Origin of the sequence: Streptomyces sp. NPDC001406 (assembly GCF_042895285.1) — a bacterium.
GTDB lineage: Bacteria > Actinomycetota > Actinomycetes > Streptomycetales > Streptomycetaceae > Streptomyces.
Genome location: NZ_JBIAWG010000011.1, coordinates 280,682 through 300,944 on the forward strand (window position 1 = coordinate 280,682; position 20,263 = coordinate 300,944).

Consider the following 20,263-nt stretch of genomic DNA (forward strand, 5'->3'; position numbering starts at 1 on the left):
AGTGGGCCACGACCTGCTCGCTCCGGCGTGCAGGCACGACCGTGTCCGGCCGTTGCTCATCGTGGAGCAGGCGTGCCCGAGGCGGACGGCGTCTGGACTCGGGCTCGCACCGGGCACGCGGCGGGCTCCGCCGGCCTCGGCCGCGGCACGCCTTCCGCTCCCGCGCCGTTCGGCGTGGCACCGCGGACCGCGAGGAGCGCCGCGCCGAGGTCCGCCGCCGTTCGCGGGTCCGAGAGGGAACGGCCCGTCAGTTCCTCGATACGGCGCAGCCGGTAGCGGACGGTGTTGGGATGGACGAACAGGCTCCGGGCCGCATCGGCGGCGGAGCCGGCCGCGGCGAACCAGTGCTCCAGGGTCTCCAGCAGACGGGCGCGTTCCGGCGCCGGGAGGTCGAGGACCGCTCCGAGGGTGACCGTCACCAGGTGAGCGGCTTCCACCGGGGCGGCCGCGACGACCATGGCCAGGGGGTTGTCGTCGAAGCGCGCGACGCCGGGGCCGGTGCCCGGGAGGCCGGCCAGGGCCAACCGGGCGAAGCGCAGGGCCTGCGGGGTGTCGCGCAGTGAGTGGAAGCCGGGGCTGATGCCCACGCGGGCGTGTGTGCGGCGCAGGATGCGCAGACCGGTGCTCTCCGCCGTCGGCGTGGCCAGGGCGACCAGACCGATCTGCTGGTCGGGCAACAGCCGCCAGGCGGACGGAAGCTGGGCCTGGCGCAGCGCGGTCTCGATTCCGGCCAGCGGCTCCGTGCCCGGCGCCGTGGACTCGGCGGCGACCACGGCGTAGGGTCCGCGCTCGGGCAGGCCCAGTTCGCTGGCGGCCTCCCACAGGGTGGTGCGGTCGGCGATGACACCGGTGAAAAGCGCTTCCACCAGTGCGGAGCGGCGGACTTGGCGTTGCAGGGTCAGTTCGGCGGTGGTCTCCCGGTGGGCCTCGGCCACGGCCTCGGCATAGAGGCCGAACAGCGACCAGATCTCGGCGGAGCGGGCCACCAGTTCGGCGTCCGGGACCTCCGGATGGGTGCCGGCCTCCTTGACGATCTCCGACCACAGGAACTCGAAGCCGACCCGGTAGGCGTGCAGGGTGTCGGCGAGTGGCATGCCGTGCTCGGCGCGGATGCGGCCGGTCTCGCGGGCGGGGCCGGGGTCGGGGTCGCCCGCGCGGAGGAAGTGTCTGAGGACCAGGTCGGCGTTGGCCGTGCACGAACGGCGCAGCGAGTCGAAGGGGATGAGTGATTCGTCCCCGTATGCATCGATGTCGGAGCGTATGCGCTCCGCGAGCCGCTCGCCCAGTTCCGGAAGCCGTGCGTGGATCGCCGCGGCGACACCCGAGAAGTCCATCGGTGCAGTGTAGCGCCCGGTTTTTGTTCCCAGGAACAACGCGGTGAAGGGGAAGCTGTCGTCCCTCCCATAGGTCGTCGCCCTCGGCGGCAGCACCATGTCGTCAACGTGAACGGCGGATTTCGACGGTGACATTCGTGGAGGCGGGGCATGCCCAATCTGGCGGAGTTCTTGGTACGGACGGCGGAGCGGCAGCCGGAGCGGGACGCGCTGCGTCTGGGAACGCAGGTCACCACCTACGCCGAACTGGACGAGCGCAGCGCCCGGGCCGCGGCGCTGCTGCGGGCCGAGGGCGTACGACCGGGTGACCGGGTGGCCCTGATGCTGCCGAACGTCCCCGAGTTCGTCGTGCTGTACTACGGCGCGCTGCGCGCCGGAGCGATCGTCGTGCCGATGAACCCGCTGCTGAAGACCCGGGAGACCGAGTACCACCTGAACGACTCCGGGGCGGCGCTGCTGTTCGAGTGGCACCAGGCACCCGGCGAGGGCACCCAGGGGGCGGCCGCCGCCGGGGTGCGGCACATCGCGGTCGAGCCCTCCCACTTCGCCGGACTGCTGGCCGGTCAGGAGCCGCTGACCGAGGTGACGGAGACGGCCGACGACGACGTGGCCGTTCTCCTGTACACCTCCGGCACCACGGGACGCCCCAAGGGCGCTGCGCTCACCCATGGGAGTCTGCGGCACAACACCGAGGTCAACGCCGTTCATGTGCAGCGCATCACATCCGAGGACGTGGTCGTCGGCTGTCTGCCGCTGTTCCACATCTTCGGGCAGATCTGCACGATGAGCGTGGCCGTCCGCGGCGGGGCCTCGCTCACCCTGATCCCGCGCTTCGACCCGCAGGCCGTGCTGGACGCGATCGCCCGCGACCGGGCCACGGTGTTCGAGGGCGTGCCGACGATGTACGCGGCGCTGCTGCAGCATCCGTCGGAGGCGGACGTGTCGACGCTGCGGATGTGCGTCTCGGGCGGAGCCTCGCTGCCCGTGGAGGTGCTGCACGGCTTCGAGCGGCGCTTCGGCTGCATGGTGCTGGAGGGCTTCGGCATGTCCGAGACGAGCCCGGTGGTCTCCTTCAACCACCCCGACCGGCCGCGCAAGCCGGGGTCGGTCGGCACTCCGATCCTGGATGTGGAGGTCCGGCTGCTGGACGAGAAGGGCCAGGACGTGGGCCCCGGCGAGGTCGGCGAACTGGCCGTGCGCGGACCGAACGTGATGAAGGGCTACTGGAACCTGCCCGAGGAGACGGCGACGGCGATCCCGGACGGCTGGCTGCGCAGCGGCGATCTCGCCCGGCGGGACGAGGACGGCTATCTGTACATCGTCGACCGCAAGAAGGACATGATCATCCGCGGTGGCTACAACGTCTACCCGCGCGAGATAGAGGAGATCCTGCACGAGCACCCGGCCGTCGCGCTGGCCGCCGTGGTGGGCCTGGCGCACGAGCACCTCGGCGAGGAGGTCGCGGCCGCGGTCGTCCTGCGCAAGGGCGCCGAGGTGACGCCCGACGAGCTGCGGGAGTTCGTCAAGGACCGGGTGGCGGCGTACAAGTACCCGCGATCGGTCTGGCTCGTGGACGCGCTGCCGACCGGCCCCAGCGGCAAGATCCTCAAGCGGGAGATCACCGCGCCGGCCGGGTGAGCGACGGTCCCCGCACGCCGAACGGAGGGACCCCCGCCCCGAGCATCAGGGCGGGGGTTCCCGGCGTTCAGGGCGCTTCGCGTCGGCCTCCCCCGGGTCGGCCTCCCCTGTGGCGTCGTCGGTCGGCGCGCGGCTCGGCGGGGTGTCGCCCGCGGTCAGGTGTTCGAGCACCTCGACGAGTTCCTGGCAGGCCTGTTCCACGGACAGTCTGGTGTTGCGCTGCTCGGTGATCACGGCCGACAGGAGCAGGGCGGTCAGGGCCATGGTCCCGTTGAAGGCCTGGAGCTTCATCATCACTTCGACGGGGGTCAGCCGCGCGAACGGCCCGATGTGCTCCGTCGCCGCGATGGTGGCCAGGACGGACGTGAGGAGGGCGCACAGGATGCTGCCCGCGAGCCGGAAGCGCAGCGCCGCCCAGACGAGGAGCGGATAGACCAGGAACAACAGGCTGACGGAGCTGCGCGTGGCCAGGGGTACGAGACCGCAGGCGACCAGCGTGACGACCAGGGCCTCCTTCCACCGCGACATCCTCGGCGGCCAGGTGATCCTGTGCAGCATCAGCAGGATCGGAGTGACGATCAGGACGCCCATCGCGTCGCCCACCCACCACGCCAGCCAGATGAGTCCGGAGTCATGCAGGGGGAGCTTGCCCACGATGACGAGGAGACCGACGCCGACGGTCGCGCTGATCAGCATGGCGGCCAGCGCGCCGAGGAACACCAGCGCGAGGCCGTCCCGTAACCGGTTGAGCTCGGTCCGGAAGCCGACGTGGCGCAGCATGAGGTACGCGCACAGGGGTGCGGCGGTGTTTCCCGCGACGATGCCGGCCGCGTCGCGGCCCGGCGGGCTGATGGAGGCGATGACGAGGAAGGCGCCGAGCGCGATACCGGGCCAGATGCCCACCCCGAGGAGCAGCAGACTGGCCACCGCGAGGCCGGTCGGCGGCCAGATGGGGGTGACCACGGCTCTTTCGACGACGAGCTGGCGCAGGAGTCCGAGCCGCCCTGCCGCGTAGTAGCAGACAGCGACGGCCAGCACCTCGAGGACGTAGACGGCCGTCCGGCGCAGCGCCTGGGTACCCACCACAGCTGCCATCAGACACCGATGCCGCGCCGTCGGCGAGGCGAGAAACGCGGCGACGGGCCCTATGGCTGAAGGCCGGGCCCCTCGTGGCCCACGACGAGTACGGCCGCGTCGTCCTCGTGGCCGACGAGCTCGGCGCCCTTGATCACGGCGGCGGCCAGCGACTCCGCGTCCAGACCCGCGACGGCCGCGTCGCCGGCGAGCCGTACCACGTGGTCGAGCCCCTCGTCGACGCTCAGCCGGGGTCCCTCCACGACGCCGTCCGTGAGGAGGATGAAGACTCCGCCCGTGCTGAGCCGGAAGCGGGCCACCGGATACTCCATGCCCTTCTCGATACCGAGCGGCGGTCCCCCGGCGTCCTCGGCGATCCCGGACCTGCCGTCCGCCGTGGCCCACACGAAGGGGATGTGGCCGGCCCGCGCGCTCTCCAGCAGCCCGGTGGACGGGTCGAGCCGCACAAAGGTGCAGGTGGCGAAGAGGTCGCTGCCCAGGGACAGGAGCAGGTCGTTGGTGCGGCTGAGCAGCTCGCCCGGCTCGCTGGTGACGGAGGCGAGCGCCCGCAGCCCGACCCGGACCTGGCCCATGAAGGCGGCCGCCTCGATGTTGTGGCCCTGGACGTCGCCGATGGACAGGCCGATGCGGCCGTCGGGCAGCGCGAAGGCGTCGTACCAGTCGCCGCCCACGTTCAGGCCGTAGCAGGCGGGGGCGTACTGAACGGCCAGGTGGAAGCGGGGGTCGGTGGGCAGGTCCCTGGGCAGCATGCCGCGCTGCAGGGCGATGGCCAGCTCGACCTGTGAGCGCTGCAGCTCCGCGCGCTCGCGCGCCTGCGCGGTGAGCCACCGGAGTCTTTCCAGCAGCTCGTCCGCGTCGGGCATTGAGCGCTTGCGGGGCATGATCACTCCGGCGCGACACCAGTCCCTCGAGACAGCAGTCCCGTACGGATAAACCCCTAGATTTTACCTTCATACGGCCATGTCGAACATAAGGGTCAAATCGACACAGCTCGGGGGCGCCCGGCATCGACACCCGGTGCCGGGAGCCCCCTGGCCGGCTCAGGTCCGCGCGGAGCCCGTGCGGTGCGAGGTGCGCAGCGTGCCGACCGTCTTCAGCAGCCGGTCGGCCGGCTGCCGGAGCCGCGGATGGGCCAGCACCGTGTTCCGCAGGCCGCGCACGGGCCTGCGCCACAGTCGGTACCCCGCCGCAACCGGGTGGGGCCGGGCCGCGAACCCCTCCCCCACGCGCAGCTCACGGGTCTTGAGCCAGTCCTTGTACTCCTTGTCGCCGCGCCCCAGGTCGACGAGCGTCACCCCGTTGCGGGCCGCCGCCTCCGCCGTCCGCAGATGCATCATCAGGCCGGGCGAGTAGTAGTGGAGTTCGGGGTCGTACGCGGTGAACCAGGCGGCGAGCACCGTGCTCGAACGCGGCCCGAAGTGCGCGGCGACCGGCCGGTCGCCCGCGTACAGCACGGACAGCACACCAGTGAAGTGCTCCTCGCGGACATGGAACAGATGGTCGACCACATCGACGATCCACGGTCTGGCGAACCGGTCCATCCGTCCCGTCCTGCGGTACTGGGCGGACTTCCACCGCATGAGCGTGCGCAGCATCCGCGGGTCGCGCTCGTCGAACACGAACCGCACCTCGCCCACGTCGCGCCCGATACGGCGCTCCTTCTTCAACGTCGTCTTGGCCAGCCCCGGGTAGGTCCCGCGCAGCCACTCCGCATAGCCGCCGTCACCCGGCTTGACGTCGATCACCGGTGAGGCGAACCGACCGGTGACATGTCTCGCGAACGGTCTCTGCTCCTCCACGAGGTGGTCGAACTCGAAAATGGACAGCCCGCACGCCCGCAGCAGGTCCTGGGCGTCCCAGGTGACCCCGGGGCGGTGCACCAGGGCCTGACAGTCCGAGAGACCGAGGCCGATCGCCCGGCCGACGCCCAACGCGTCGCGCTCGTACGGGAAGAAGCCGACGGGCTCCCCTGCCTCGCGCAGGACCGCCACCCTCGCCCCGCCGCGGTGCCTGCCGATCCCGATCGCGAACTCCGGTGCCAGGAAGGGGTTGGCGTACTCCGGTGACTCGTCCATCGCCCGGTGCCAGTCCCGGCGCAGCGACTCGGTCAGCTCGCCCGGCCTGTGGATCGTGACGTCCACTCAGATCGACCGCCCTTCCGCAGCATCCGCGTCGGACGCGACCGTGGCGGCACGGGCCGGCCAGGCGTGTAGATCATGGCTGTTGGATCGCATCGGCGATCGCTCCCCCCTATGACGCGATGTCCGCGTCCTGCCACTTCTTACTGCCACTTCGTTGGAATTCCGACTCCGCATTGCCGGGGCAAGGCTCAAACGTCGCGAAACAGTACGCACGCTGTCAAGGGTGCCTCCCGGAACGGGAGAATGCGGGGCGTTCGAGGCGCTCGCCGTCCACGACGATGTCGGCGACTTCGTTGTAGAAGGCGAGGAGTCCCCTGACCGCGGCCACCGCGGGAAGCGGATCCGGGTAGCTCCATAGGACATCGGGCGGCACGTCGGCCTCGCCGCGCCAGGACCAGTACTCGGCCCTCCCCTTGTACGGGCAGCCGGTGCTGTGGTCGGTGGGGACGAACAGGTCGAGGCGGACGTCCTCGCGGGGGATGTAGTAACGGGTGGGCAGGCCGGTCTCGAACACCAGCACCGGGCGACGGGTGTCCGCCACGACCGTGCCGTCGATCTCCACCACGACATGGCGGCTGCTGGGCAGGGCGTCCACGCGTTTGTGCGGGTCGCGAGGGTGGATGAAGATCTCTTCCGCCTCCTCGTACCAGTGGTCGAGGCCGCGGCCGGTGCGCTCGAACCACTCGAAGGCGATGTGGCCGGCCAGGTCGGCCGCGGGGTACGTCCAGGCCGCGTTCTCCATGAGGTCGCCGTCCACGTCGAGGTCGTAGAAGAGCCGCGATCCGGTGTGGGTGCCGGCCGGCGGGTTCTTCGCCGGGCGGAGCAGGTCGGTGCGGACCTCCTCGCGCGGGAAGGCGTACAGCGGCACGGGGACGCCGGGCTCCCAGACCAGGACGGGGTGCCGGCTGTCCACGACGGTGACCTCACCCTTGTTGCCACGCACCCAGCGTTCGCTCGGTTCCCACAGAAGGCCCTCGGGGGTGGCACGGACGGTTGCCGCGGTGCGGAGTGTGGTCATGGCCCGTTCTCCCTTCCGGTACTCCGGCAACGCCCTCGGCCGCCCGACGCGTTCCCACCCATTGGAAATCCAATGGCAGACATGTGATTCCTCATTGGAAACGTATGACATGCGGATCTACCTTCGAGGACGTCGCCACGCTGACGATCTGCGTCCGCGGTGTCAGCAGGCGCCCCAAGGCCCTCAGTTCTCCTGGAGAAACAGCATGTCGAAGATCCTCTTCGTGATGACCGGCGTCGACCACTGGACGCTCGCCGACGGCACCCGGCACCCCACGGGCTTCTGGGCCGAGGAGGCCGTGGCCCCGTACCGGGCGTTCAGGGCCGCCGGCCATGACATCGTCGTCGCGACGCCCGGCGCCGTGGTCCCCACCGTGGACAGGAGCAGCCTGGCCCCGGAGGTCAACGGCGGCCAGGAGGGTGCCGACGACATCGTGAACGGACTCGCGGCGATGACCGAGCTGCAGCACCCGATCGCGCTGGAGGCCGTCGACCTCGACGAGTACGCGGCCGTCTTCTACCCCGGCGGTCACGGCCCGATGGAGGACCTCGCCGTCGACGCCACCTCCGGCAGGCTGCTCATCGACGCCCTCGGCTCGGGCAAGCCGCTCGGCGTCGTCTGCCACGCCCCGGCCGCGCTGCTGGCCGCCGTCCACGAGGACGGCTCCAACGCGTTCGCGGGATACGAGGTGGCCGCGTTCACCAACGTCGAGGAGACCCAGGCGGGCTTCGCCGACCGGGCGAAGTGGCTGCTGGAGACCCGGCTCGTCGAGGCCGGCGTGCGCGTCCGCGCGGGCGAGCCGTGGGCCCCGAACGTGGTCGTCGACCGCAACCTCGTCACCGGCCAGAACCCGTCCTCGTCCGCCCCGGCCGCGGTGGAGGTCCTCAAGCAGCTGGCCGGCTGAGCGCCTGCTAGGACGGCCCGCCGTGTCACCGCCGTGTCACAGGTGATCCACAGCGGAAACCCGCTGTCCAGGACCCCTGTCTACATGGGCGAGTGGCCGGCGACGGGCCGGCCCCGGGCAATCCGAATTCGGGGGGCGTCATGCAGTACAGAAGCGGCATCCGCAGAACGGCGATGGCGATGGCGGCGATCTCGGCCGCGCTGGTGGTGACCGCGTGCCAGAACGGCAGCGACGATTCCGCGGCCACGTCACCGTCACAGTCGCAGTCTCCGGGCAACGCGGCGACCTCATCCCCGGTGGCGGGCACCCCGGCCGCCAAGCCGTCCGGCGCCGGCACGCCGAAGGCCCCCGCCACGAGCGCGTCCGCCGGATCCGGCTCAACCGCCAAGGCGTGCGCGGCGACCGCGCTGAAGGCGACCGCCTCCCAGGCCGCCAACCGTCCCGACGGCACGGGAACCGGAGCGGCGATCGTGGAGTTCACCAACGTCTCCGCACAGGCATGCGTCCTGCAGGGGCATCCGTCGGTGGCCGGGGCCGGCAACGGTTCGCCGGAGCACAACAAGCCGCTGGCGGTCACCCCCACCGGCACTGCCGCGCCGGTGACGGTGGCGCCGGGCGCCAAGGCATGGGTGAAGCTGACCTTCGTCCAGGTCCAGGGCGAGGCCGACGGCTACTGCAAGTCCGGCGCCGAGCCCGTCGTGTATCCGACCCTGGTGGTCGGCCTGCCCGGCTCCGGGGCCCAGCAAGTCGCCCTGAGCGACGGTCAGTTCGCGGAGTGCGACAACAAGGTCACTGTCACCGCGGTGTCGGGGGTCAAGCCTTCCTGAGCCGGACCGTGTCACCGGGCCGATCGCGTGCAGCGGTCGGCCCGGCCGCGTTCCGCGAAGGGCCCGTCGGCGGTGAGGGCGAGCCCGGCGAAGCGCTCACCGATACGGCGTACGACGCCCAGGGTCAGCTTCCCGCTCGCCCGCGGCGCGCAACCGCAGCCGTCCGTCGGCGAGGGCGCTGAAGTCCGGGAGGCTGGGTCCCGGCGGGCCGGGCCGGGTCTCGGTGGCCCCGGTGCGCATGTCGAGGTCAGGGTGTTGCGTTCGTCGGGGAACTGGGCGCGGGCCCCGGCGGGCAGCCGGTGCGGCAGCAGCCCGTGCGCGGTGCGTTCCACATCGAGGGCGCCGCGCAGGAGGTGTGCGGTGATGGGCGTGGTGACGTACTCGGGTTGCCCGGGTTGCGCGGAGCCGTCGCCGCACCGCGGTCCGGGTCAGGCCTCGGGCCAGTTCCGCAGCAGGGCGTCCAGGGCGTCCAGGATCCGCGACCAGGTCTCCTGTGTGTCGGGGGCGCTGTGGCTGAACCCCCCGCCCATCTCCAGGCTGACGTAGCCGTGGAAGACGCTGCCCAGGAGCCGGACCGCATGGGTCTGGTCCGGCTCCGTGAGGTCGTAACCGCGCAGGATGGCGCGGGTCATCTGGGCGTGCCGGCCGCCCGCGCTCGCGGCCGCCGCCTGCGGGTCGAGCCGGAACTGGGCCGCGGCGTAGCGTCCGGGATGCTCGCGGGCGTAGTCGCGGTAGACGTTCGCCAGTGCGGTCAGGGCGTCCTTGCCGGCCCGGCCCGCCACGGCGTCCGCGGCCCGGTCGGCGAGTTCCTCCAGGGCCAGCAGGGCGATCCTGGTCCTGAGGTCCTGGGAGTTCTTCAGGTGCGAGTAGAGGCTCGCGACCTTCACGTCGAACCGTCTGGCGACCGCAGAGACGGTCACCTGATCGAAGCCGACCTCGTCGGCCAGTTCCGCCCCCGCCCGGGTCAGGCGTTCCGTGGTCAGTCCTGCGCGCGCCATGACCTTCCTCCCGTTAGCCATAGAAGATTATGCGTTTGCCTACAACCTTTAGGCAAATTAGCGTGGCCCTTATGAAACCTCTGACCGAGCAAGAGATCCGTGCCGCGTTCGTCAACTGCTCCAAGGGCGAGGCGAAGCGCCTGTCCGTCCCGCGCGACCTGGCCGAGCGCCCCTGGGACGACCTCGACTTCCTCGGCTGGCGAGATCCCCAGGCCCCCGACCGCGCCTACCTCGTCACCGAGCTCGACGGCCGCCCGAGGGCCCTGGTGCTGCGTGGTTCGGGCAACCCCGTCGCCGGGCAGTCGAGGCGCAGCATGTGCTCGATGTGCCTGACCTCCCACACCGGCGGCGTCTGCCTGATGGTCGCGCCGAAAGCGGGGAAGGCCGGGCAGCAGGGCAACTCGGTCGGCGCCTACATATGCAGCGACCTCGCCTGCTCGCTGTATGTCCGGGGCAAGAAGGACGCGGGCGCCGGCGCCCGGCTGCACGAGTCGCTCACGCTGGAGGAGAAGATCCAGCGAACGGTGGCGAACCTCGCCGCGTTCATCGCCAAGGTCACCTCCTGACCGCCGCCCCCTGGAGGCGGCGCCCCGCGGCCCCCGCGCGGGCCGTCGTGCTGCGCATCGGCCTCGCGCACCACATGGTGGTGGTGGGACATGCCGTACCGGTACGACGACCCGCTCCGGCAGACTGCTCGGCGACCGGTTGCCGACGACGCCTTCGACATGGAGTCCGCCATGACCACAGCACGGGACCTGTTGATCACCACCCTGGATGTCGCCTCCGACCGTCCCGTCGAGCAGGGCGACCTCTCACTGACCCTCGCCGGAGCCGAGCTGATCGACCTCGTCGAGGCCCGGGCCGTCACCCTGGACGGCGACCGCATCGTTCCCGGCACGCCGCTGGACATGGGTGACCGACTGCTGGACGACGCGGTGTCGTCGCTCACCCGGCAGGCGCCGTACGAGTCCGTCGAGGACTGGCTGTGGCGCCGCGGGCGTGGGCTGTCGGCGGCCTACGTCTCCGCCCTGGAGGCGAAGGGCGAGCTCACCCGGCAACGCCGGAGCTGGTTCCCGCTGCGGAGCGACCGGACGGCTCCGGCGGATTCGCCCGACCTCCACCACGCGACCGAGCGCCTGGCCTCGGGCGACCCCGTCCTGGTCGGCCTCGCGGCCGCCGTCGGCATCCACGACGAGCCGACCGAGAACCTGGAGGGCCTCACCGACGACGCGATCGTGACCGTACTGGCCGCCGTCAACGACGCGGTGACGGAGCTGACGGCCGTACGGCAGCGGCGGGAGATCGAGGACGCGGCCTTCGACAACATCTGGCGGGCCCCGTGACCTCGTAGGACATCGATCTAGACGCTCGTCGAGGCGCGCTGCTCCAGCGTCTTCAGGACCGTCTGGCCCCACTTCACGTTCGCCCGCTCCAGGGCCAGGCCGCCCAGCAGCGTCAGGTACGGGCCGACGCGCTCGGCCGTGGCGAGGAACTCCTCCTCGGTACGGCCGGCCAGCAGACGCTCCCGCATGCGCTCGAAGCGGGCCAGCTTGGCCGCCGACCGCTCCACCCGCTCGGTGATCCCGGCCCGCACCGCCGCCAGGTCGCCGACGTCGACGCACTGGACCTTGACCATCAACTCGTCCCTGATGGCCATGGGTTTGCTGGAGGCCTCGGCGGTGTAGGCGCGCACGGCGTCACGGCCGGCCCCGGTGAGGGAGAAGAGCCGCTTGTTCGGCCTGCGTTCCTGGTGGACCAGGCGTGCGGAGACGAGCCCCTCGCTCTCCATCCGCTCGAGCTCCCGGTAGATCTGCTGCGGTGTGGCCATCCAGAAGTTGGCGACCGAGGCCTCGAAACCCTTCGCGAGGTCGTATCCGGACGCCTCGCCCTCCAGGAGTGCCGCCATCACCGCATTGCGCAGAGCCATGAACTCAACCTAACAGCTCGTTGATCAGTGATTGGGGCGAGTTGGGCGGTGCACGGTCAGGAGGGTTTCTCGGCGAGTGCGGCCACCGGGAGCAGCGCGGGTCGCTTGGCCCGGCGGCCGTCGCCGGACGAGCGGCCCTGGATCCGGCGGACGAGCCAGGGACCCAGGAAGGCGCCGGCCCAGCGGAGTTCGGCGCCCGCGGCCCGTAGCGCCGAGAGCGTCTGCCGGTCGGGAAGGGGGCAGGTCCAGCTGTCGTCGCTGCCCGGCAGTCCTAGGGCGTGGGCCATCGCGGCCGCGATGCGTTCGTGGCCGAGGGGGCTGGCGTGGAGCCGGTCGGGGCTCCACAGCCGGGGGTCGGTCACCACCGCATGGTGGGAGGTCTCCGCGAGTACGACGCCGTGGCGCCGGGCGGCCTGCCGGATGCGGTCGTTGAGGGCGAGCACCCGGTGGGCGAGGGGGCGGGCCAGCGGGGTGATGCGGGAGACGTCGGGAAAGGTGAGCGTCGCCACGCGGGTGCCCTGTCCGGTCAGTGCGGCGAACATCGCCTCCAGGTGGGCGGCCACCTCGTCGGCGTCGAAGCGGGGACGCAGCACGTCGTTCACTCCGGCGACCACGGTCGCGAGGTCCGGCCGCATCGCGAGCGCCGGGGCGAGCTGTTCGGCCCGCACCTCCGCGGCCACGCGACCGCGCACGGCGAGGTTGGCGTAGAGCAGATCCGGGCTTCCGCCGACGATCCGCTCGGCCAGCCGGTCGGCCCACCCCCGCAGACCACTGGCGTCGTCCCCGTCACCGAGGCCCTCGGTCTGGCTGTCGCCCAGGGCGACGTACCGCAGATACTCCCCGACCGGCATCGGACGACCGCCTCCCCACGCCTTAATCACTTAGGCACCTATGTGCAAAATTGACTATAGCAAGAGGGCGCAGGTCGGCGGCCGGACCGATTCCCGCAGGTCCGGCCGCCGGTGCACGGGGCTCAGGAGAGCTCGACCAGGAGGTCTCCGCCCTCCACCTGCTGGATCCGGTTGATGGCCAGCCGCGACACCCTGCCGCCCTTCGGGGCGGTGATGGCGGCCTCCATCTTCATCGCCTCGATGGTGGCGACGGTGGCCCCCGCCTGCACCTCGTCGCCCTCGGCGACCGCGAGGGTCACCACGCCGGCGAACGGTGCCGCCACATGGCCGGGGTTGGCGCGGTCGGCCTTCTCGGTGACCGGCACGTCGGAGGCCGCCGCGTTGTCACGCACCTGGATCGGCCGGAGCTGGCCGTTGAGGGTCGACATCACGGTGCGCATACCGCGTTCGTCGGCCTCGCCGATGGCCTGAAGCTCGATCAGGAGCCGTACGCCGGGCTCCAGGTCGACGGCGTACTCCTTGGCGGGGCGCAGACCGTAGAAGAAGTCCTTGCTGTCCAGGACGCTGGTGTCGCCGTAGGCCTGGCGGTGGGTGTCGAAGTCGCGCGTCGGGCCGGGGAACAGCAACCGGTTGAGGGTCGCGCGCGGCGACTTCTCCAGGCCCTCGCGGTCCTCGGCCGCCAGCTCCTGCACCGGCTTGCCGTCGGCGCGCCCCTGGAGCGCCTTGGTGCGGAAGGGCTCGGGCCAGCCGCCGGGCGGGGTGCCGAGTTCGCCGCGCAGGAAGCCGATCACGGAGTCGGGGATGTCGTACTTGTCGGGCGTCGCCTCGAAGTCCTCCGGCTTCACTCCCGCGCCGACCAGGTGCAGCGCGAGGTCGCCGACGACCTTCGACGACGGGGTGACCTTCACCAGGCGGCCCAGGATCCGGTCGGCGGCGGCGTACATCGCCTCGATGTCCTCGAAGCGGTCGCCGAGGCCCAGGGCGACCGCCTGGGTGCGCAGGTTGGACAGCTGGCCGCCGGGGATCTCGTGGTGGTAGACGCGTCCGGTCGGGGAGGCGAGACCCGCCTCGAACGGCGCGTAGATACGGCGGACGCTCTCCCAGTACGGCTCCAGGTCACCGACCGCCTGGAGGTCGAGGCCGGTGGGGCGGTCGGTGTGGTCGGTCGCGGCCACGAGCGCCGACAGCGACGGCTGCGAGGTCGTCCCGGCCATCGAGGCCACGGCGCCGTCCACCGCGTCGGCGCCCGCCTGGATCGCGGCGAGGTAGGTGGCGAGCTGGCCGCCCGCGGTGTCGTGGGTGTGCAGGTGCACCGGCAGGTCGAACTCCCGGCGCAGCGCGGAGACGAGCTTGGCCGCGGCCGGGGCGCGCAGCAGTCCGGCCATGTCCTTGACGGCCAGGACGTGGGCGCCCGCCGCCACGATCTGCTCGGCCAGGCGGAGGTAGTAATCCAGGGTGTACAGGCGCTCGTTCGGGTCGGACAGGTCGGAGGTGTAGCAGAGGGCGACCTCGGCGACGGCGGTTCCGGTCTCCCGTACGGCGTCGATGGCGGGCCGCATCTGGCCGACGTCGTTGAGGGCGTCGAAGATCCGGAAGATGTCGATGCCGGTGGCGGCGGCCTCCTGGACGAAGGCGTCGGTCACCTCGGTCGGGTAGGGCGTGTAGCCGACGGTGTTGCGGCCGCGCAGCAGCATCTGCAGACAGATGTTGGGGACGGCCTCGCGCAGTGCGGCCAGCCGCTCCCAGGGGTCCTCGGCGAGGAAGCGCAGGGCGACGTCGTAGGTGGCGCCGCCCCAGCACTCCAAGGACAGCAGCTCGGGCAGGGTCCGCGCGACGGCCGGCGCGACGGCGAGCAGGTCCTTGGTGCGCACCCGGGTGGCGAGCAGCGACTGGTGGGCGTCGCGGAAGGTGGTGTCGGTGACTCCGATGGTCGGCGACTCGCGCAGCCGACGGGCGAAGCCCTGCGGGCCGAGGTCGACGAGGTGCTGCCGGGAGCCGGCGGGCGGCTCGCCCGCCGGCAGCGGCGGCAGCTTGGTGAGCGGGTCGAGCAGCTCGGGACGCTCGCCGTGCGGCTTGTTCACCGTGACGTCGGCGAGGTAGGTGAGCAGCTTGGTGCCGCGGTCGGCGGAGGAGCGGGCGGTGAGCAGGTGCGGCCGCTGTTCGATGAACGACGTGGTGACCCGTCCGGCCTGGAAGTCCGGGTCGTCGAGGACGGCCTGCAGGAACGGGATGTTCGTGGCCACACCGCGGATGCGGAACTCGGCGACGGCACGCCGGGCCCGGCCGATCGCGGCCCGCAAGTCCCGGCCCCGGCAGGTGAGTTTGACCAGCATCGAGTCGAAGTGCGCGCTGATCTCCGTACCCGCGTGCGTGGTGCCGCCGTCGAGGCGGATGCCGGAGCCGCCCGGCGAGCGGTACGCGCTGATGCGGCCGGTGTCCGGGCGGAAGCCGTTGGCCGGGTCCTCGGTGGTGATACGGCACTGCAGGGCGGCTCCGCGCAGGGTCACGGTCTCCTGCGAGAGTCCGAGGTCGGCCAGCGTCTCACCGGACGCGATGCGCAACTGGGCCTGCACCAGGTCGACATCGGTGACCTCCTCGGTCACCGTGTGCTCGACCTGGATGCGCGGGTTCATCTCGATGAAGACGTGGTTGCCTTCCCGGTCGAGCAGGAACTCCACGGTGCCCGCGTTGCGGTAGCCGATCTCGCGGGCGAACCGCACCGCGTCGGCGCAGATCCGGTCGCGCAGCTCCGGGTCGAGGTTGGGCGCGGGGGCGAGCTCGATCACCTTCTGGTGCCGGCGCTGCACCGAGCAGTCCCGCTCGAACAGGTGGATGACGTTGCCGTCCCCGTCGGCGAGGATCTGCACCTCGATGTGGCGGGGCTCCACGACGGCCTTCTCCAGGAAGACGGTCGGGTCGCCGAACGCGGATGCCGCCTCGCGCGACGCCGCCTCGATGGACTCGCGCAGCTGGGCGGGGTCCTCGACGCGGCGCATACCGCGTCCGCCGCCGCCGGCGACCGCCTTGACGAACACCGGGAAGCCGATGTCCTCGGCGGCGCGCACCAGTTCGTCGACGTCGTTGGAGGGGGCGGAGGAGCCGAGCACCGGGACGCCGGCGGCGCGGGCGGCGGCCACCGCGCGCGCCTTGTTCCCGGTGAGCTCCAGGGTGTGGGCGCTCGGCCCGACGAACGTGATGCCCGCCTCCTCGCAGGCGCGGGCCAGTTCGGGGTTCTCGGACAGGAAGCCGTAGCCCGGGTAGACGGCGTCCGCTCCCGCCCGGCGGGCGGCGCCGACGATCTCCTCGACGGAGAGGTACGCCCGCACAGGATGGCCCGGTTCTCCGATCTCATAGGCTTCGTCGGCCTTCAACCGGTGCAGCGAATTGCGGTCCTCGTAGGGGAAGACGGCAACCGTCCGTGCCCCCAGCTCATAGCCTGCGCGGAACGCGCGAATCGCGATCTCGCCACGGTTGGCGACCAGCACCTTGCGGAACATCCTCGATCCCTTCAGCCTGCCGGCGACGAACACCATGGTGTCGGCCATCCCCCTGCCGTGCCACGCGGCCACGTTAGGGGTGTGTCCGTGGCTCGCTGAAGGCGGGAAACATCACATTGACATCGGGGCCGGGGACAGCAGCGGGCAACTGGGCAGGCCCGGTCGGGTGAATTCGGCACGTTGAATACCAACCCCGGCTTCTCGCACAAAGGCGCACCTCGCGACCCGTCTCGACTTTTGCATATGCCAATGGGATGCCCGTCGACGTCGTTACGTCAACCGCGTTCCGGGCGAATGATTCGCTGACCCCCGCCCCCACCCTGCCCGGGAGCACCCGCATGCCCCACAACGCCCCCGACCCCCGAGAAATCTTCACCGACCTGTCCGTCGCCCTCACCGGCTTCGACCGAGCGGAGCTGGCCGGCACCGGCCTGCTCGACACCTACTACGCCACCGTCCTGCGCATCATCGGCGAGCGCGAGGCCGGACAACTGCTGCGCGCCGCGGCCGACGCCCTGGCGACCGACCGGCAGAACAAGGACGGCAAGGACCTCAAGGAGAACGTGATCGACAGCCCGCGCTTCGGTCCGGTCGCCGTCGGCCTGATCAAGCTCTGGTACCTCGGCAGCTGGTATCCGCTCTCCGGGAGCTACCGCGACATCAACGGCTCGACCGCGAACGACGTCGAGCACGTCGTCTCTCCCCAGGCCTATCGCGAGGGCCTGGTCTGGGCCGCCGCCGGAGCCCACCCCATGGGCGGCAAACCCCCGGGCTTCGGGTCCTGGGCCGAACCCCCCTATCTGCCCCCGGTCCTCTGAGCCCCCCGAAGCCCAGGAAGCCCGAGACAACCCGAGGAAGCACCATGAGCAACGAGTACGACCTGGTCATCGTCGGCGGTGGCATCGCCGGGGCGACCGTCGCCAAGACGGTCATCGAGAAGGCCGCCGGGATGAACCCGCCCCGGTACCCCCGCATCCTGATCCTGGAGGCCGGACGGGCCACGGCGATGAGCGCCGACAAGTACGACACCTATGTGGAGGCCTATCAGGAGGCCCTGATCAAGGTCCCCAACGCGCCCTACCCCGCGAGCGGTTCGGCCCCGCAGCCGAACGTGCTGGACATCCGGCGCCCGGAGCCGGGCCGGCCGGCCGACAGCGGGTACTTCGTCCAGCTGGGCCCGATGCCCTTCGGCAGCGACTACGCCCGGTCGCTGGGCGGCACCACCCTGCACTGGCTGGGCACCTGTCTGCGGATGCTCCCCAACGACTTCAGGATGAGGTCGGCCTACAAGCGCGGCGTCGACTGGCCGCTGACCTACGAGGAGCTGAAGCCGTACTACGAGCGCGCCGAGTGGGACATCATCGGCGTCGCGGGCGACGTGGAGGACCAGTGCTACCCGGGCATCGAGAAGGGCGACCCCAGGAAGTTCTTCAAGTCCGCCGACAGGAAGAGGTTCCCCAAGGGGGAGTACCACTTCCCCATGCAGCGGATCCCCAGCAGCTATCTCGACGACTACATCGCCAAGATGACCGACGGCCTGGTGATCAAGCTGACCGACGGGAAGAACAAGAAGCACGAGTTCCCCGTCATGATCAGCAACACTCCCGCGGGCCGCAATTCCACCCCGCGCCAGGGGTACCAGGTCATCGGCGCCGTCGGGAACGCCGACCAGGGCCAGCGGTGCGAGGGCAACTCCAGCTGCATCCCGATCTGCCCCGCGCAGGCCAAGTACAACGCGCTCAAGACCCTGTACGAGCTGATCATCAAGTACCCCGACCAGGACTCCGACGTCGACGAGGCCAGGGCCAGGGTCACCGTGCGCAGCCAGTGCGTCGTCATGCGGGTGAACCACGACCAGAAGAAGGGCAAGAAGGGCAAGGTCACGGGGCTGACGTACAAGACGTACCACGAGGACGGCAGCGCGCCGGTGGAGCGGACCGTGACCGCCGACGTCTACGTGCTGGCCGCCAACGCCATCGAGAACGCCACCCTGCTGCTCGCCTCCGAGCCGGCCGCCAACAACAGCGACCAGGTCGGCCGCAATCTGATGGACCACCCGCTGCTGCTCACCTGGGGTCTGCTCAAGGAGAACGCCGGCGCGTTCCGCGGCCCCGGCTCCACGTCCGGCATCCCCGCCTTCCGGGACGGCTCCTTCCGGGCGGAGCGCACCGGCTTCCGGGTCGAGATCGGCAACTGGGGCTGGAACTTCCCGGAGAACGCCCCGTACGACACGGTCCACGACCTGGTCGGCGGTGGCGAGGCCGGCAAGGCGCAGCTCTACGGCAAAGCGCTGCGCAAGCGGCTCGGCGAGATCCTGCCCCGCCAGTTCCGGATCGCCTGGGAGCTGGAGCAGGACCCCGTGGAGACGAACCGGGTCACCATCAGCGACCAGTACAAGGACCGGCTGGGCAAGCACCGTCCGGTCATCCAGTACGACCTCTCCGAGTATGTGCGTGCTTCGCTGCCCTGGGCGGCCGAGGCGAGCAGGCAGCTGTTCGACGCGCTCCAGATCTCCACGAAGGTCAGGCGTCCCACGTACGAACCCGGCGACTACACCCACTACGAACCGGGCGACGCGGCCGAGGTGACGTACGACGGCCGGACCTACTGGGTGCGCGGCGCGGGGCATGTCGTGGGCACCCATCGGATGGGCAGTGACGCGAAGGCCTCGGTCGTCGACAGCCACCAGCGCAGCCACGACCTGCCCAACCTCTACATCGTCGGCTGCGGCAGCCTGCCGACTTTGGGCACCTCCAACCCGACGCTCACCATGACCGCGCTGGCCATCCGCACCGGCGACAGAATCGCCGAGGAGCTGAAGGGGAAGAGCAAGTGACGCAGCCGATCTCGAACCCGAAGGACCTGAAGGCGGCCCTCCAGCTGGCCATCGGCCTGGAGCTCAGCACCATCCCGGTCTATCTGACGGCGCTCTACTCCATCAAGGACGGGTGCAACACCGACGCGGCCCAGACGATCCGCAGCGTGGTCATGGAGGAGATGCTCCATATGACGCTCGCGGCCAACGTCCTCAACGCCCTGGGACAGATCCCGAGTGCCGAACCGGTCGAGTTCCAGGGCCGCAGGAATCTGAGCCCGATCCCCGACTACCCCCTCAACAGCCCGCTGATCTCCGGCATCGGCACGCTGGAGCTGCTGCCGCTGAGCCCGGAGGCCGTCGCGAGCTTCGTCGCGATCGAGCACCCGCTGCACGGTGCGGCCAACCTGGCCGACATCGACATCGCCGAGTGCAGCTACCGCACCATCGGCGAGTTCTACGAGGCGATCCTCACCGCCCTGAACGACAAGAAGATCTGCAAGGACTCGGACTTCGCCAAGAGCTCCGCCCAGATCCCGGACAGCGAGTACTACGGCGGCGCCGGCCATGTCGTCGAGGTGACGGACCGCGTCTCCGCCCGCAAGGCGATCCAGAAGATCGTCGACGAGGGCGAGGGCCTGCCCGAGAAGTGCCTGCGGCAGGAGGCGAAGAAGGTCACCTCGAAGGACCGGCTGCACTCCGGGTGGCAGATGTACTCGCACTACGCCCGCTTCCGCGAACTGCAGACCGGCCGCCGCTTCCGCACCCATCAGCTGGCCAACCAGGTCCCCGAGGGTGCGCTGCTGCTGGTGGACTACGGCGCCGTCCACCCGGCGCTGTACACCCGGCGCAACGGCACCACGGGCGGGCCAGAGGCGATCGCGCTGAACCAGTTCGACCTGACGTACTCACGGCTCGTGGACGACCTCTATCTGGCCCTCGCGGGCGTCGAGAAGGTCTACGACAACAGCGTCAGGGTGCCCGCGACCGCGCTGCAGTCGGCCGTCCACGGCATGTACGCGCTGAAGAACAGGGCCGTCGCGCTGATGCGCACCCCGGACCCGGCACACCCCGGCCACACCCTGTGCCCCCGGTTCTCCTATGTGCCGCCGGGCGGCGAACGCGACAAACTCAGCGCGCTGACCCAGGAACTGAGGGAGCAGCACTGATCTCTGCCCGCGCCGAGCGGCTTCGGCGGCACGGTCGACAGTAAAGAAA

General features: G+C 70.8%; 18 protein-coding genes. 8 read left to right on the top strand and 10 right to left on the bottom strand.

All coding sequences use genetic code 11. From position 1 onward, the window contains the following. Nucleotides 1-56: 56 nt before the first annotated feature. On the bottom strand, nucleotides 57-1,334 hold the full coding sequence (locus tag ACFY1J_RS27175; protein ID WP_390732139.1) for a PucR family transcriptional regulator: 1,278 nt from the start codon (nucleotides 1,332-1,334) through the stop codon (nucleotides 57-59). Between the two features lie 150 nt (nucleotides 1,335-1,484). Here ACFY1J_RS27175 and ACFY1J_RS27180 point away from each other — a divergent pair, with 150 nt between their 5' ends. Beyond that, nucleotides 1,485-2,972: a long-chain fatty acid--CoA ligase gene (locus ACFY1J_RS27180; protein WP_390709577.1), complete on the top strand. Its 1,488-nt coding sequence runs from the start codon at nucleotides 1,485-1,487 to the stop codon at nucleotides 2,970-2,972. Between the two features lie 45 nt (nucleotides 2,973-3,017). On the opposite strand, the gene ACFY1J_RS27185 is transcribed toward ACFY1J_RS27180, so the two are convergent. The 4 genes from ACFY1J_RS27185 to ACFY1J_RS27200 form a co-directional block, all read right to left on the bottom strand. Next, on the bottom strand, nucleotides 3,018-4,067 hold the full coding sequence (locus ACFY1J_RS27185; RefSeq protein ID WP_390732140.1) for an MASE1 domain-containing protein: 1,050 nt from the start codon (nucleotides 4,065-4,067) through the stop codon (nucleotides 3,018-3,020). A gap of 50 nt (nucleotides 4,068-4,117) precedes the next feature. Continuing rightward, entirely contained in the window at nucleotides 4,118-4,948 is an 831-nt protein-coding gene (locus tag ACFY1J_RS27190; RefSeq protein WP_390709579.1) for a PP2C family protein-serine/threonine phosphatase, read from the bottom strand. Nucleotides 4,949-5,107: 159 nt separating this feature from the next. After that, nucleotides 5,108-6,208: a GNAT family N-acetyltransferase gene (locus ACFY1J_RS27195; RefSeq protein WP_390709580.1), complete on the bottom strand. Its 1,101-nt coding sequence runs from the start codon at nucleotides 6,206-6,208 to the stop codon at nucleotides 5,108-5,110. A gap of 217 nt (nucleotides 6,209-6,425) precedes the next feature. Continuing rightward, nucleotides 6,426-7,226 carry a DUF427 domain-containing protein gene (locus ACFY1J_RS27200; RefSeq protein ID WP_390732141.1) on the bottom strand — a complete coding sequence of 267 codons (801 nt, stop codon included), beginning with the start codon at nucleotides 7,224-7,226 and terminating at the stop codon, nucleotides 6,426-6,428. Nucleotides 7,227-7,431: 205 nt separating this feature from the next. Between ACFY1J_RS27200 and ACFY1J_RS27205 the strand changes: the two genes are divergently transcribed. Both ACFY1J_RS27205 and ACFY1J_RS27210 read left to right on the top strand, forming a co-directional pair. Continuing rightward, nucleotides 7,432-8,130, top strand: a complete 699-nt coding sequence (locus ACFY1J_RS27205) for a type 1 glutamine amidotransferase domain-containing protein (protein WP_390732142.1) — start codon at nucleotides 7,432-7,434, stop codon at nucleotides 8,128-8,130. A 140-nt stretch (nucleotides 8,131-8,270) separates the two neighbouring features. Beyond that, entirely contained in the window at nucleotides 8,271-8,957 is a 687-nt protein-coding gene (locus ACFY1J_RS27210) for a DUF4232 domain-containing protein (RefSeq protein ID WP_390732143.1), read from the top strand. Between the two features lie 11 nt (nucleotides 8,958-8,968). Here ACFY1J_RS27210 and ACFY1J_RS27215 read toward each other — a convergent pair whose 3' ends face one another. Then, nucleotides 8,969-9,289, bottom strand: coding sequence for a hypothetical protein (locus ACFY1J_RS27215; protein ID WP_390732144.1), 321 nt, complete (start codon nucleotides 9,287-9,289; stop codon nucleotides 8,969-8,971). A 96-nt stretch (nucleotides 9,290-9,385) separates the two neighbouring features. After that, nucleotides 9,386-9,955 carry a TetR/AcrR family transcriptional regulator gene (locus tag ACFY1J_RS27220; RefSeq protein ID WP_390709584.1) on the bottom strand — a complete coding sequence of 190 codons (570 nt, stop codon included), beginning with the start codon at nucleotides 9,953-9,955 and terminating at the stop codon, nucleotides 9,386-9,388. A 71-nt stretch (nucleotides 9,956-10,026) separates the two neighbouring features. Between ACFY1J_RS27220 and ACFY1J_RS27225 the strand changes: the two genes are divergently transcribed. Further along, nucleotides 10,027-10,521, top strand: a complete 495-nt coding sequence (locus ACFY1J_RS27225; protein ID WP_390732145.1) for an FBP domain-containing protein — start codon at nucleotides 10,027-10,029, stop codon at nucleotides 10,519-10,521. A 171-nt stretch (nucleotides 10,522-10,692) separates the two neighbouring features. After that, nucleotides 10,693-11,298, top strand: coding sequence for a GPP34 family phosphoprotein (locus ACFY1J_RS27230; RefSeq protein WP_390732146.1), 606 nt, complete (start codon nucleotides 10,693-10,695; stop codon nucleotides 11,296-11,298). A gap of 17 nt (nucleotides 11,299-11,315) precedes the next feature. On the opposite strand, the gene ACFY1J_RS27235 is transcribed toward ACFY1J_RS27230, so the two are convergent. The 3 genes from ACFY1J_RS27235 to ACFY1J_RS27245 form a co-directional block, all read right to left on the bottom strand. Beyond that, nucleotides 11,316-11,882, bottom strand: a complete 567-nt coding sequence (locus ACFY1J_RS27235) for a PadR family transcriptional regulator (RefSeq protein ID WP_390709587.1) — start codon at nucleotides 11,880-11,882, stop codon at nucleotides 11,316-11,318. A 56-nt stretch (nucleotides 11,883-11,938) separates the two neighbouring features. Next, a complete protein-coding gene (locus ACFY1J_RS27240) occupies nucleotides 11,939-12,733 on the bottom strand; it encodes an SGNH/GDSL hydrolase family protein (protein ID WP_390709588.1) in 795 nt (264 codons plus the stop codon). 122 nt (nucleotides 12,734-12,855) lie between these two features. Further along, entirely contained in the window at nucleotides 12,856-16,230 is a 3,375-nt protein-coding gene (locus tag ACFY1J_RS27245) for a pyruvate carboxylase (protein WP_390709693.1), read from the bottom strand. Between the two features lie 338 nt (nucleotides 16,231-16,568). Here ACFY1J_RS27245 and ACFY1J_RS27250 point away from each other — a divergent pair, with 338 nt between their 5' ends. From ACFY1J_RS27250 to ACFY1J_RS27260, 3 genes are read left to right on the top strand one after another with little or no spacing between them, the layout of a single operon-like run. Beyond that, complete coding sequence (locus ACFY1J_RS27250; protein WP_390709589.1) at nucleotides 16,569-17,048, top strand: hypothetical protein; 480 nt, start codon at nucleotides 16,569-16,571, stop codon at nucleotides 17,046-17,048. Nucleotides 17,049-17,092: 44 nt separating this feature from the next. Next, nucleotides 17,093-19,066, top strand: a complete 1,974-nt coding sequence (locus ACFY1J_RS27255; protein WP_390709590.1) for a GMC family oxidoreductase — start codon at nucleotides 17,093-17,095, stop codon at nucleotides 19,064-19,066. After that, nucleotides 19,063-20,214, top strand: coding sequence for a ferritin-like protein (locus ACFY1J_RS27260; protein ID WP_390709591.1), 1,152 nt, complete (start codon nucleotides 19,063-19,065; stop codon nucleotides 20,212-20,214). The genes ACFY1J_RS27255 and ACFY1J_RS27260 overlap by 4 nt, the downstream gene beginning before the upstream one ends. Nucleotides 20,215-20,263 lie beyond the last annotated feature (49 nt).

Excerpts from the sequence above, each read along its gene's own strand:
- ACFY1J_RS27210 (WP_390732143.1), top strand. The coding sequence starts at position 8,271 with ATGCAGTACAGAAGCGGCATCCGCAGAACGGCGATGGCGATGGCGGCG.
- ACFY1J_RS27245 (WP_390709693.1), bottom strand. The coding sequence starts at position 16,230 with ATGTTCCGCAAGGTGCTGGTCGCCAACCGTGGCGAGATCGCGATTCGC.
- ACFY1J_RS27180 (WP_390709577.1), top strand. The coding sequence starts at position 1,485 with ATGCCCAATCTGGCGGAGTTCTTGGTACGGACGGCGGAGCGGCAGCCG.
- ACFY1J_RS27185 (WP_390732140.1), bottom strand. The coding sequence starts at position 4,067 with ATGGCAGCTGTGGTGGGTACCCAGGCGCTGCGCCGGACGGCCGTCTAC.
- ACFY1J_RS27235 (WP_390709587.1), bottom strand. The coding sequence starts at position 11,882 with ATGGCTCTGCGCAATGCGGTGATGGCGGCACTCCTGGAGGGCGAGGCG.
- ACFY1J_RS27200 (WP_390732141.1), bottom strand. The coding sequence starts at position 7,226 with ATGACCACACTCCGCACCGCGGCAACCGTCCGTGCCACCCCCGAGGGC.
- ACFY1J_RS27240 (WP_390709588.1), bottom strand. The coding sequence starts at position 12,733 with ATGCCGGTCGGGGAGTATCTGCGGTACGTCGCCCTGGGCGACAGCCAG.
- ACFY1J_RS27230 (WP_390732146.1), top strand. The coding sequence starts at position 10,693 with ATGACCACAGCACGGGACCTGTTGATCACCACCCTGGATGTCGCCTCC.
- ACFY1J_RS27205 (WP_390732142.1), top strand. The coding sequence starts at position 7,432 with ATGTCGAAGATCCTCTTCGTGATGACCGGCGTCGACCACTGGACGCTC.
- ACFY1J_RS27190 (WP_390709579.1), bottom strand. The coding sequence starts at position 4,948 with ATGCCCCGCAAGCGCTCAATGCCCGACGCGGACGAGCTGCTGGAAAGA.
- ACFY1J_RS27250 (WP_390709589.1), top strand. The coding sequence starts at position 16,569 with ATGCCCCACAACGCCCCCGACCCCCGAGAAATCTTCACCGACCTGTCC.
- ACFY1J_RS27175 (WP_390732139.1), bottom strand. The coding sequence starts at position 1,334 with ATGGACTTCTCGGGTGTCGCCGCGGCGATCCACGCACGGCTTCCGGAA.
- ACFY1J_RS27220 (WP_390709584.1), bottom strand. The coding sequence starts at position 9,955 with ATGGCGCGCGCAGGACTGACCACGGAACGCCTGACCCGGGCGGGGGCG.
- ACFY1J_RS27225 (WP_390732145.1), top strand. The coding sequence starts at position 10,027 with ATGAAACCTCTGACCGAGCAAGAGATCCGTGCCGCGTTCGTCAACTGC.
- ACFY1J_RS27255 (WP_390709590.1), top strand. The coding sequence starts at position 17,093 with ATGAGCAACGAGTACGACCTGGTCATCGTCGGCGGTGGCATCGCCGGG.